Below are 13160 nucleotides of genomic sequence, written 5' to 3'. Positions count from 1 at the left end.
CCGGTGCTTCCGGTGCAATATCGAATGCGGCGGACGTGGGACACGAGCAGAGCTTAGGTGACATCGGTTTGCCTCAGACGAGCGCTGGCGGTGCGGTGCCTTCCGAGCCGCTGTCATCCGGGCGTGATACCTTTCCTCGCTGATATCGGCCGACATCGACCGTTATCGCTGAACATGACAACAAGCCAACAAGTGGCATGAAAGCGGCATGATTACCCTGAAACTCGAGCTTGGCGAGCGCGCCTACCCCATCCACATCGGCACGGAACTGCTGAAGCAGGACGCGTTGTTTGCGCCGCACATTCGCGGCACGCATGCCGTGATCGTCACGAACACGACCGTCGCGCCGCTGTATGCCGAGCAAGTTGCGCAAACGCTGCAACGACTGGGCAAGCGTGTCGTGACCGCCGTGCTGCCCGATGGCGAAGCCCACAAGAACTGGCAGACGCTCAACCTGATCTTCGACGAGCTCCTGGGCGCTCAGGCTGACCGCAAGGCCACGCTGATCGCGCTGGGCGGCGGCGTGGTGGGCGATATGACCGGATTCGCGGCCGCTTGCTACATGCGCGGCGTGCCCTTCGTGCAGGTACCGACGACGCTGCTCTCGCAGGTCGATTCTTCGGTGGGCGGCAAGACGGGGATCAATCATCCGCTGGGCAAGAACATGATCGGTGCGTTCTGGCAGCCGAGCGCTGTGCTGGCCGATATCGGTACGCTGTCCACCTTGCCCGATCGTGAACTGGCCGCCGGGATGGCGGAAGTCATCAAACACGGCGTGATTGCCGACGAGCAGTATTTCGACTGGATCGAGGCCAATATCGACCTGCTGAACGGTCGTGACACGGCGGCGCTCACGTATGCCGTGCAGCGCTCATGCGAGATCAAGGCCGCCGTTGTGGCCAGCGACGAGCGCGAGCAGGGACTGCGCGCGACATTGAACTTCGGGCACACGTTCGGCCACGCCATCGAAGCCGGGCTCGGCTATGGCGAGTGGCTGCATGGTGAGGCCGTGGGCTGCGGCATGGTGATGGCCGCCGATCTGTCGGCTCGCCTGGGGTTCATCGACGACGCCATGGTGCCCCGCATCAAGGCCCTGGTCGCAGCGGCCAAACTGCCGGTCGTCGGCCCGGATCTCGGCGAAGACCGTTACATCGATCTCATGCGTGTCGACAAGAAGGCCGAAGGCGGCGATATCCGCTTCGTGCTGCTCAACCGGTTGGGGCAGGCGTTCATGACGAGCGTGCCCGATGCCGAACTCCGCGCCACGCTGCGCGCCAACGTCTGAGCATGGAGGGCTGGCGATGATCGATTACGAAGCGTCGCTTGCCCCATACGCGGCGCGCTCCAACGCGTCACGTGGACGGCGGTTCGCGGAAGCGGCCCCCTCCGCGCGGACCGAGTTCCAGCGTGACCGCGATCGCATCATTCACTCGACGGCTTTTCGTCGTCTCGAGTACAAGACACAGGTCTTCGTCAATCACGAAGGCGACCTGTTCCGCACGCGTCTCACGCACAGCCTCGAAGTTGCGCAGATCGGCCGTTCGATTGCGCGGAATTTGCGGGTCAATGAGGACCTCGTCGAAGCGGTGGCGCTGGCGCATGACCTCGGGCACACACCTTTCGGTCACGCCGGACAAGACGCGTTGAACGCGTGCATGCAGGAATACGGCGGGTTCGAGCACAACCTTCAGAGCCTCATCGTGGTCGATGAGCTCGAAGAGCACTACGGTGGTTTCAACGGCCTGAATCTTTGCTTCGAGACGCGAGAGGGCATTCTCAAGCATTGTTCGCGCGCGAATGCGCGGGGACTTGGTGAACTGGGCGAGCGCTTTCTCAAGGGGCGTCAGCCCGGCATCGAAGCGCAGATCGCCAATCTGGCGGACGAGATTGCCTACAACAATCACGATATCGACGACGGTGTGCGCTCGGGTTTGCTGGCGCTGGAACAACTCGACGAAGTGCCGCTGTGGAATCGCTATTGCACCGAGGCAAGGCGCGAGTGGCCCGACATCTCGGGACGGCGGCTGGTGCATGAAACCACGCGCCGTATCATCAACGCGCTGATCGTCGACCTGATTGCGACGACGCGTCAGCGTGTAGCAGATGCGTCGCCATTCTCCATGGATGACGTACGCGCCTCCGGTCCGCTGGTGGCGTTCAGCCCCGAGATGCGGGAGCAGGCGGGCAGCCTCAAACGGTTCCTGTTCGATAACCTGTACCGGCACTATCTCGTGATGCGCATGGCCGCGAAGGCGCAGCGCATCGTGCAGGAATTGTTCGATGCGTTCCTCTCGGACCCGAGGTTGTTGCCACCGAACTACCGTCCGGAGAATCCGGCAGACCAGCCGCGCTGGATTGCCCACTACGTCGCAGGGATGACGGATCGCTACGCGATCAAGGAATACCGAAGACTCTTTGCCGTCGAACCGACGCTCTGAGCGACTGAGATCCCGATTGAGATCCTAACGGCGTGGGCGCGATGACGACCAAGCCCACCATAAGAAACAGCCGGCAATAGTCAATTGCCGGCTGCTTTTTTCTACCGCGACAACGACGCGATGAATCGTGGCGCCTCGTCGCGAATCCCGCAACGACGGGTTAGCTGCGCCCGGCGATAAACCCGAGGACCAGCGCGACGGCCGCCACGGTGCCGACCGTCTGCCAAGGCCGTTCGTGAACGTACCCATCGGCTTCTTCCCAGACTTCGTTGGCGCGGTGGCGCAAGTTGGCACGTGCATCGCCAAAATCGCTGCGCGCCTGACGCAGTTTGTCGCCGATTTCAGCACGCAGTGCTTCGACGTCGGACGCCGATTTGGCGTTGGACAATGCGTGATCCAGATCGTCGAGCAGATCCTTTACGCGAGAAGACACATCGCTGCTCGCGAGGCGCGCTGCGCGTGCCGTGCGTCGTCCGGCGAAGCGTGCATCTTCCAGGCCGCTGTTAAGGGCCGTTTCCGCTTTCGAGGCAATTCCCATTTTCAGACTCCCAAGAGGTGGTATTGAAATGCGGCGTCCGGTAGACCCGGGGGGAGACCGACGCCGGTGGAACCCTGAGGCGAGCGGCCATTATGGCGCGACCCGCTTGCGTGCGTACACCTTGGAAAGACAGCCGGCCAAAAAAGAAAGTTGCAGCCGTTTGGCTGAAGATGGTGTCGGAATGCGCTGACTTGGGGGCGATCAATGGCAGGGGAATAGCAGAAATGCAAAAACGCCGCACGAGGCGGCGTTTTTGGTGCAACTTGATGCGTCTTTCGTTGTGCTGCAGCAGCTTAGAAGCGATAGCCCAGCGACAGGAACGTCACCACCGGGTTCAGCTTCACCTTGGCTTCGCTCGTCGTCGTGACCGGGCCACGGGTCGTCGTCAGCTTGGCCGTGGTGCTCACCGGGATGTACGACACCGAGAATGCCAGCGTCCAGTGCTTGTCGACGTTCCAGTTAAGACCCGCGTTGAACACCGGTGCCCAGGCGTTCGTCAGCGAGGCCGTCGTGTTTCCGCCCGGGCCACCCGTCAGTGCGTTGCTGGCCAGCGACTGGAAGCCCGGCGTCAGTTCGATGTTCGAGTAGAAGAAGTAGCTCGCACCGATACCGACGAACGGACGCCACGTGTCGTTAGCCTGACCGAAGTAATACTTCAGCAACAGGGCGGGGCTCCATTGCTTGGCCGACGCCAGCGATCCGCCGCCCGGCAGCGCCAGGTTGCCCTGACCGTACAGGCGGAACTTCGGCGGAATCCCGAAAACACCTTCCACCGCGATGTTGTCGGTGAAGAAGTGCGTCAGCGTGAGGCCGAGCGTATCTGCGTCGTCGACCTGAGCACCCGTATTACCCAGACGGCTGTTCACGAGCCCCGCCAGACCCGGAACATTCGAACCGGTCACGTGCAGCGGATCGCTCGAAACCTGGGGCGAGAGATGGAACCAACCCAGGTTGATAACGTTATCCCCGGCTTGCTGTGCGAAGGCGGCCCCCGATGCCGTCAGCATAGCCGCGGCAGCAATCGTCAAATGCTTCAACTTCATCGATTCGTCTCCTGCTCAAGATTCTTTATTGTCGAGAATTTCGTTAAATGAAATTCAGGGTCATTATGCCGACCGTGCAAAGTGGCGGATAGCAAGAGTCTGGAGGTCACGCTCTAATGGTGTTGTATCCGCGCATCGACCTATGGAATGCCCCTAGAAAAAAGCGCTGGACGAAAGAAAAGCGCGCCCTTATATGTCAGGCACGCTTTAGAAATTCACTGCGGAGTCCGATATTCTGGCCGCAACTAGCGGAACGCAATTAGCGTCCCGCCTGCTGGGTTTAGAACTTGTAGCCGAGCGATACGAACGTCACAATCGGATTGAGCTTGATTTCGGCGTCCGAGGACGAGAGCACTGTTCCGTCCTGCGCCTTGATCTTGATGTTCGCAGTGGTTTTGAGTGGCAAGTAGGAGACCGACGCGCTCGCAACCCAGTGCTTGTCGAATGCATAAGAAAGGCCGGCGTTGAATACCGGTTGCCACGAGGCCGACGATTTGGCTTCGACCGTCGTGGGACCGTTATGGCCGGAAGTAAAAGCGAGCACACTGCCGAAATTCTGATTCAGCGCCGCTTCAAAATTCGGATTGAGACTCACGTTCGTGAAGAACGTATAACTCACACCGATACCCAGAAAAGGGCGCCACGTCGAATTGGCCTGTCCGAAGTAATACTGAAGCACGAGCGCCGGGCTCCACTGGCGCACGCTCTGCACGATCGGGTTGTTTTGTGCCGCGCCGAGGTCGATACTCGTGAGCGCGCCGGCCAATCCCGGGGGCGCAATCACGCCCTGACCGGTCAGCTTGAACTTGGCGGGAACGCCCGCCACCGTTTGCAAAGCGATGTTGTCGGTGAAGAAGTGCGTGATGACCAGGCCGAGGGTATCGGCGTTGCTGACCTTCGCGCCGCTGCCGGGTGAAGTAAAGTTCGAAGGCACGAGGGTAGGCGTAAGCCCCTCCTGCGTGACGCTGGTGGTCATGGGTTTGCTGGAGTCCTGCGGGGCAATGTGGAACCAGCCGAGGTTGACGACGTTGTCGCCGGCCTGTTGTGCACTGGCGCTGGTGGACGCCAGGGAAATGCCGAGTCCGAGCGCGCAAAGGCACGCCGCGGACCGATAGGTCCGAGTTGTCATTTGTCTTTCCTCCCAAGATTATTTATTTATTTTTCGATGCATTATGCGCTTGGGATTTCAGGGCGCAATCGTCGGATCTAGAACTTTTGTACGAATCGACGGGGTTTGGCTAGATATCAGTATTTAAAGAGATTTTTCATGGTAAATCTCTCTCGTGAATCGTGATGTCGAGCTTTAAAGCATTACATTTGAATCAGCATGGCCCGATTACCGAGACTCTTTATTCCGCGCCAGCCGCAGCATGTGATTCTGCGTGGCAATAACCGGCAGGCCATCTTCGTCGACGACGAGGATCGGCGCGTTTTTCACGAGCGTCTGCGTGACGCCGCGCGCGCCAATGGCCTGGCGATCCATGCCTGGTGCATGATGCCGAACCACCTGCACCTGGTCGCGACACCCACGGATGAGCGCAGCTTGCCGGCAACATTGCAGGCGGTCGGTCGCTATTACGTGCTCTATTTCAATCGACGTCATCAGCGCACCGGCACCCTATGGGAAGGCCGGTATCGCGCCACGGTGATCGAGGCGGAGCACTATTTGCTGCTCGCCAGCCGTTACGTCGAACTCAATCCGGTGCGCGCCGGTCTGGTTGATGCTCCGGGTAACTACCTGTGGTCGAGTTACAACCATCACGTCGGCTTGACCGTCGACAGTCTGGTGACCGATCACGCGCTTTACTGGGCGCTGGGCAATACACCGTTCGAGCGTCAACGGGCTTACGCAGAGGGGTTCTCGATTCCACTGCCGGCGCACGAGGTGGACGCATTGCGTACAGCGACGCAAAAGGGGTGGCTCCTCGGCGGACCCGAGTATCAGGCCCGGATGTCGCTGGCCGCCAATCGCCGGGTGAGTCCGCTGACGCGCGGTCGTCCCCGCAAATCGACACCTTCAGCCCTCTGATGTTGTTTTTCGGCAGGTCGGTTCCGACCTGCCGCTTCCCCTTTCTCGCACCGCCAAGCATTTGAAATCACGGATTTTTTCATCGATCCCCTTGTGCGCGAAATCAATCTGCCCCCAATAAAAACAAGCCTGCTTTTGGTGCGGTTTTTAATTGGAATCTGACCCCTTTAAATTCTTTTGTCATTGTGAATTTCATGGCGTATATTCCAACTTCGGCCGATTGGTGCGATGCGGAAAACCGTGCGCGCTGAGTCGGCCCCCTGTGGCGACGCACGAGAACGACCTTCGACGCACGCGAATCCGCAGCTCTGGCCCGCCCGGCCAACCCCACTTAACCCGGTCGACCGCGACGAGCATGCGCGCGGCGGCCTCGCCAAGAGACGGTGTAACTCGTGGAAAAGAAACAACAACCGATTGCGACGGCAGCAGCGCTGCCGGGTGAGGCGTACTTGGCGCCGGACGCACAGGGCATGTACGACCCGGCCAATGAACACGATGCCTGCGGTGTCGGTTTCGTCGCGCACATCAAGGGCGTGAAGAGTCACGCCATCGTCGAACAGGGTCTGAAGATTCTCGAGAACCTCGATCACCGGGGCGCCGTGGGTGCCGACCCGCTGATGGGGGACGGCGCAGGTATCCTGCTTCAGATTCCCGACCAGTTCTTCCGCGAAGAGATGGCCAAGCAGGGCGTGACCTTGCCGCCCGCCGGCGAATACGGCGTGGGCATGATCTTCCTGCCGAAGGAACACGCGTCGCGCCTGGCCTGCGAACAGGAGCTGGAGCGCACCGTGAAGGCCGAAGGTCAGGTCGTGCTGGGCTGGCGCGATGTCGCGATCGATCGCGACATGCCGATGTCGCCCAACGTGAAGGCCACCGAGCCGGTGATCCGCCAGATCTTCATCGGTCGCGGTCAGGACATCATGGTGACGGACGCCCTCGAGCGTAAGCTGTACGTCATCCGCAAGACCGCCAGCCACCGCATTCAGGCGCTCAAGCTCAAGCACGGCAAGGAATACTTCGTGCCGTCGATGTCGGCGCGCACGATCGTCTACAAGGGCCTGCTGCTGTGCGATCAGGTCGGCCGCTACTACCGCGATCTGTCCGATCCGCGCACTGTCTCGGCACTCGCCCTCGTTCACCAGCGTTTCTCGACGAACACGTTCCCCGCATGGGAACTGGCGCACCCGTACCGCATGGTGGCGCACAACGGTGAAATCAACACCGTGAAGGGCAACGTGAACTGGATCAACGCCCGCACGGGCGCGATCTCGTCGGCCGTACTCGGCAACGATCTGCAAAAGCTGTGGCCGCTGATCTACCCGGGCCAGTCGGACACCGCATCGTTCGACAACTGCCTCGAAATGCTCACGATGGCCGGCTACCCGCTCGCCCACGCCGTGATGATGATGATCCCGGAAGCCTGGGAACAGCACACGCTGATGGACGAGAACCGCCGCGCGTTCTACGAGTACCACGCTGCCATGATGGAGCCGTGGGACGGCCCCGCCGCCATCGCATTCACCGACGGTCGTCAGATCGGCGCCACGCTCGACCGTAACGGTCTGCGTCCGGCGCGTTTCGTGATCACCGACGACGACGTCGTCATCCTGGCATCGGAATCGGGCGTGCTGCCGATTCCCGAGTCGAAGATCGTCAAGAAGTGGCGCCTGCAACCGGGCAAGATGTTCCTGATCGACATGGATCAGGGCCGCATCATCGACGACAAGGAACTCAAGGACAACCTCGCCAACGCGAAGCCGTACAAGAGCTGGATCGACGCCGTGCGCATCAAGCTCGACGAGATCGAGCCGAAGGTCGAGGAAGCCGGCGTGCATCACGACACGGCAACGCCGCTGCTCGACTTGCAGCAGGCGTTCGGCTACACGCAGGAAGAAGTGAAGGTGCTGATGACGCCGATGGCGATCAACGGCGAAGAAGCCGTGGGCTCGATGGGCAACGACAGCCCGCTCGCGGTCATGAGCAACAAGAACAAGACGCTCTATCACTACTTCCGCCAGCTATTCGCGCAGGTGACGAACCCGCCGATCGACCCGATCCGCGAAAACATGGTGATGTCGCTGGTGTCGTTCATCGGTCCGAAGCCGAACCTGCTCGACACGAACAACATTAACCCGCCGATGCGTCTCGAAGTGTCGCAGCCGGTGCTGGACTTCAAGGAAATCTCGAAGATCCGTCACATCGACAAGTACACCGGCGGCAAATTCCGCTCGTACGAGTTGAACATCTGCTATCCGGTCGCCTGGGGCAAGGAAGGCATCGAAGCCCGCCTCGCTTCGCTGTGCGCTGAAGCGGTCGACGCCGTGAAGTCGGGTTACAACATCCTCATCGTCTCGGACCGTCTGACGAACCGCGAACAAGTCGCCATGCCGGCGCTGCTCGCCACGTCCGCCGTGCACCAGCATCTGGTCGCACAAGGTCTGCGCACGAGCACGGGTCTCGTGGTGGAAACCGGTTCGGCACGTGAAGTTCACCACTTCGCACTGCTCGCGGGCTATGGCGCGGAAGCCGTCCACCCGTACCTGGCGATGGAAACGCTCGCGCAGATCGCACGCAAGCAAGGCGGCGACCTCACGCCCGAGAAGGCGATCAAGCACTTCGTGAAGGCCGTGGGCAAGGGCCTGCACAAGGTCATGTCGAAGATGGGCATCTCCACGTACATGTCGTACACGGGCGCCCAGATTTTCGAAGCTATCGGCCTGTCGCAGGAACTGATCCAGAAGTACTTCCAGGGCACGGCGTCGAACGTCGGTGGTATCGGCATCTTCGAAGTGGCCGAGGAAGCGGTGCGTCTGCATCGCGACGCCTTCGGCGACAACCCGGTGCTCTCGAACATGCTCGACGCCGGCGGCGAATACGCGTTCCGCATTCGTGGCGAAGACCACATGTGGTCGCCGGATGCCATCGCCAAGCTCCAGCACTCGACCCGTTCGAACTCGTACCAGACGTACAAGGAATACGCGAACCTCATCAACGACCAGAGCAAGCGTCACATGACGCTGCGCGGTCTGTTCGAGTTCCGCGTCGATCCGCAACGCGCGATTCCGCTTGATCAGGTCGAGTCGGCCAAGGACATTGTGAAGCGTTTCGCCACGGGTGCCATGTCGCTCGGCTCGATCTCGACCGAAGCGCACGCCACGCTGGCCGTCGCCATGAACCGTATCGGCGGCAAGTCGAACACGGGTGAAGGCGGCGAGGATCCGCGTCGTTATCGCAACGAACTCAAGGGCATTCCGATCAAGAAGGGCGAATCGCTTGCTTCGATCGTGGGTCGCGACGTCATCGAGACCGACATCGAACTGCAAGACGGCGACTCGCTGCGCTCGAAGATCAAGCAGGTCGCGTCGGGCCGCTTCGGTGTGACGGCAGACTATCTGGTCTCCGCAGACCAGATTCAGATCAAGATGGCGCAGGGCGCGAAGCCGGGCGAAGGCGGTCAGTTGCCGGGTCACAAGGTGACCGAGTACATCGGCAAGCTGCGTTACTCGGTGCCGGGCGTGGGTCTGATCTCGCCGCCCCCGCACCACGACATCTACTCGATCGAAGATCTGGCACAGCTCATTCACGATCTGAAGAACGTGAACGCTTCGTCGTCGATCTCGGTGAAGCTCGTGTCGGAAGTCGGTGTGGGCACGGTGGCTGCCGGTGTCGCGAAGGCCAAGGCCGATCACGTGGTGATCGCCGGTCACGACGGTGGTACGGGCGCCTCGCCGCTCTCGTCGGTGAAGTACGCCGGTACGCCGTGGGAACTGGGCCTGGCCGAGACGCAGCAAACGCTGGTGCTCAACCGTCTGCGCGGCCGTATCCGCGTGCAGGCCGACGGTCAGATGAAGACCGGCCGCGACGTGGTGATCGGTGCCTTGCTCGGCGCCGACGAATTCGGCTTCGCGACGGCGCCGCTCGTCGTCGAGGGCTGCATCATGATGCGCAAGTGCCACCTGAACACCTGCCCGGTCGGCGTTGCGACGCAGGATCCGGTGCTGCGCAAGAAATTCCAGGGCAAGCCGGAGCACGTCGTCAATTACTTCTTCTTCGTGGCCGAGGAAGTGCGCGAGATCATGGCGCAACTGGGCATCGCGAAGTTCGACGACCTGATCGGCCGCGCCGATCTGCTCAACACCAAGGCCGGTGTCGAGCACTGGAAGGCGAAGGGTCTGGATTTCGCCCGTATCTTCTATCTGCCGGAAGTGGAAGCCGACGTGCCGCGTCTGCACGTCGAGACGCAGGACCACGGTCTGGCCGGTGCGCTCGATCACGCACTGATCGAGAAGGCGCTGCCGGCGCTGGAGAAGGGCGAGCACGTCTCGTTCATCCAGCCGGTGCGTAACCGCAACCGTACGGTCGGCGCCATGCTCTCGGGCGAAGTGGCCAAGCGTTACGGTCACGAAGGTCTGCCGCAAGACACGATCCACGTGCAGCTCAAGGGCACGGCGGGTCAGAGCTTCGGCGCGTTCCTCGCACGCGGCATCACGCTGGATCTGGTCGGCGACGGTAACGACTACGTGGGCAAGGGCCTGTCGGGTGGCCGCATCATCGTGCGTCCGACCAACGACTTCCGCGGCAATGCCGAAGACAACATCATCGTGGGCAACACCGTGATGATCGGCGCCATCGAAGGCGAAGCGTTCTTCAACGGCGTGGCCGGCGAGCGTTTCTGCGTGCGTAACTCGGGCGCCACGGCAGTCGTGGAAGGCACGGGCGACCACGGTTGCGAATACATGACGGGCGGTACGGTGGTCGTGCTGGGCGAGACCGGCCGTAACTTCGCGGCCGGTATGTCGGGCGGTGTGGCCTACGTGTACGACGTCGACGGCTCGTTCGCCGCGAAGTGCAACACGGCGATGGTCGCCCTCGATCCGGTGCTGCCGCACGGCGAGCAGGAGCGCACCGTGAGCGAAGGCCTGTGGCATCGCGGCCAGACGGACGAGGCGCTGCTGCGCGAGCTCATCGAGCGTCACTTCCAGTATACGGGCTCCACGCGCGCCAAGGCGCTGCTCGAAGACTGGGACGGCGCACGCCGCAAGTTCGTGAAGGTGTTCCCGAGCGAATACAAACGCGCGTTGGGCGAAATGGCCAAGGCGGGCGACAAACAAGCACTGGCGGCCTGAGTCCGCTAGCGCGGCAACGCCGCGCGGGGTGAGGGCCCCGCAGGCGTGCCGCGCGCGGGTGAGGCACGGTAACCACAAAACTTTCCGACTGAAGAAACATGGGCAAGGTCACAGGTTTTCTCGAATTCGAGCGCCAGAGCGAGTCGTACGAAGCACCGCTGGCACGCGTCAAGCATTACAAGGAGTTCGTGCTCGCGCTCTCCGACGATCAGGCAAAGGTGCAGGGCGCACGCTGCATGGACTGCGGCATTCCGTTCTGCAACAACGGTTGCCCGGTCAACAACATCATTCCCGACTTCAACGATCTGGTGTATCGCCAGGACTGGAAGTCGGCCATCTCGGTACTGCACTCGACCAACAACTTCCCGGAATTCACGGGACGTATCTGCCCGGCGCCGTGTGAAGCGGCCTGTACGCTGAACATCAACAGCGACGCCGTGGGCATCAAGTCGATCGAGCACGCGATCATCGACAAGGCCTGGAGCGAAGGCTGGGTCGAGCCGCAACCGGCCCGGCACAAGACCGGCAAGACGGTCGCCGTTGTCGGTTCAGGCCCGGCGGGCATGGCGGTGGCGCAGCAGCTCGCGCGTGCCGGTCACGACGTCACCGTGTTCGAGAAGAACGATCGCGTGGGCGGCCTGCTGCGTTACGGCATCCCCGACTTCAAGCTGGAGAAGTGGCTGATCGATCGCCGCATGCGCCAGATGGAAGCCGAAGGCGTGACGTTCCGCACTGGTGTCTACGTGGGCAAGGACGCCCCCGAAGCGCACATCAACAACTTCTCCAAAGAGACGATCTCGCCGGAGCAGTTGCAGGCGCAGTTCGACGCCGTAGTCATCGCCGGTGGCGCGGAACAGCCGCGCGATCTGCCGGTGCCGGGCCGCGAACTCGAAGGCATTCATTTCGCGATGGAATTCCTGCCGCAGCAGAACAAGGTCAACGCGGGCGACAAGCTGGCGAACCAGATGCTGGCCACGGGCAAGAACGTGATCGTGATCGGCGGCGGCGATACCGGTTCCGACTGCGTGGGCACGTCGAATCGTCATGGCGCGAAGGGCGTGACGCAGTTCGAACTGCTGCCGCAACCGCCGGAGCAGGAAAACAAGCCGATGGTGTGGCCGTACTGGCCGACCAAGCTGCGCACGTCGTCGAGCCACGAAGAGGGCTGCGAGCGCGACTGGTCGGTGGCGACGAAGCGCTTCGAAGGCAAGAACGGCAAGGTCGAAAAGCTGATCGCCGTGCGTCTCGAATGGAAGGACGGCAAGATGCAGGAAGTGCCGGGCTCGGAATTCGAACTCAAGGCCGATCTGGTGCTGCTGGCCATGGGCTTCGTCTCGCCGCTGCAAACGGTGCTCGACGCGTTCGGCGTGGATAAGGATGCGCGTGGCAACGTGCGCTCGTCGACCGAAGGCGAGCGTGCCTACACGACGAACCTGCCGAAGGTCTTCGCGGCCGGCGACGTGCGTCGCGGTCAATCGCTGGTGGTGTGGGCGATTCGTGAGGGCCGTCAGTGCGCCCGCGCGGTGGACGAGTTCCTGATGGGCCATTCGGAACTGCCGCGCTAAGTCCCGGCATGTGTTTCGAGGCGCGCCTTCGGGTGCGCCGGGCCTGAATGACTAAGCTGGTGTGTCGGTAATGCCTGCCAAAACCACAAATACGGGGTGGTTGTGAGGTTGAGAGGAGGGGGCGCGGAGGTAGGCATCTGCGTCGCTGTGAAGAAGCCGTCCGGATGGTAACGTCCGGACGGTTTTTTCTTGCCTGTTCCTCTGGTGAGGCCGCCGGTCGCCAAGCGCCCTTTGGCCTGTGAAATTCTGTAGGTTGCTAAATATAAGACGTCATACAACAAGACGTCATTGTGAAGCCTCCACATGCGAACAAACTCTCCCAGCATGTGCAAACTTCAAGCCTGATAAGGCTTTTGGCGCTGACATCGCAAATCGTCGAAAAGACTAGGGATTATCCGTAAACGACGTAATTCGGCATTGT

General features: G+C 61.5%; 8 protein-coding genes. 5 read left to right on the top strand and 3 right to left on the bottom strand.

Annotation, left to right across the window (positions count from 1 at the left end):
* The first annotated feature begins 208 nt into the window (after positions 1–208).
* On the top strand, positions 209–1285 hold the full coding sequence (aroB, locus tag A9762_RS12425) for a 3-dehydroquinate synthase (protein ID WP_069342343.1): 1077 nt from the start codon (positions 209–211) through the stop codon (positions 1283–1285).
* Positions 1286–1301: 16 nt separating this feature from the next.
* A complete protein-coding gene (locus A9762_RS12420) occupies positions 1302–2438 on the top strand; it encodes a deoxyguanosinetriphosphate triphosphohydrolase (protein ID WP_139133195.1) in 1137 nt (378 codons plus the stop codon).
* 160 nt (positions 2439–2598) lie between these two features.
* On the opposite strand, the gene A9762_RS12415 is transcribed toward A9762_RS12420, so the two are convergent.
* The 3 genes from A9762_RS12415 to A9762_RS12405 form a co-directional block, all read right to left on the bottom strand.
* Positions 2599–2976 carry a YqjD family protein gene (locus tag A9762_RS12415; protein WP_083253865.1) on the bottom strand — a complete coding sequence of 126 codons (378 nt, stop codon included), beginning with the start codon at positions 2974–2976 and terminating at the stop codon, positions 2599–2601.
* A 293-nt stretch (positions 2977–3269) separates the two neighbouring features.
* Positions 3270–4019: an OmpW family protein gene (locus tag A9762_RS12410; protein ID WP_069342341.1), complete on the bottom strand. Its 750-nt coding sequence runs from the start codon at positions 4017–4019 to the stop codon at positions 3270–3272.
* A 280-nt stretch (positions 4020–4299) separates the two neighbouring features.
* Positions 4300–5148, bottom strand: a complete 849-nt coding sequence (locus A9762_RS12405) for an OmpW family protein (RefSeq protein ID WP_069342340.1) — start codon at positions 5146–5148, stop codon at positions 4300–4302.
* 198 nt (positions 5149–5346) lie between these two features.
* Here A9762_RS12405 and A9762_RS12400 point away from each other — a divergent pair, with 198 nt between their 5' ends.
* The 3 genes from A9762_RS12400 to A9762_RS12390 all read left to right on the top strand — a co-directional run bounded on the left by A9762_RS12400 (position 5347) and on the right by A9762_RS12390 (position 12739).
* Entirely contained in the window at positions 5347–6048 is a 702-nt protein-coding gene (locus A9762_RS12400; protein ID WP_069342339.1) for a transposase, read from the top strand.
* A gap of 392 nt (positions 6049–6440) precedes the next feature.
* Positions 6441–11174, top strand: coding sequence for a glutamate synthase-related protein (locus tag A9762_RS12395; RefSeq protein ID WP_371442860.1), 4734 nt, complete (start codon positions 6441–6443; stop codon positions 11172–11174).
* A gap of 98 nt (positions 11175–11272) precedes the next feature.
* Positions 11273–12739: a glutamate synthase subunit beta gene (locus tag A9762_RS12390; protein ID WP_069342338.1), complete on the top strand. Its 1467-nt coding sequence runs from the start codon at positions 11273–11275 to the stop codon at positions 12737–12739.
* The last annotated feature ends 421 nt before the right edge of the window (positions 12740–13160 follow it).

The sequence above is a fragment of the Pandoraea sp. ISTKB genome, from assembly GCF_001721285.1.
GTDB lineage: Bacteria > Pseudomonadota > Gammaproteobacteria > Burkholderiales > Burkholderiaceae > Pandoraea > Pandoraea capi.
This window is presented reverse-complemented; position numbering and strand designations above follow the sequence as displayed.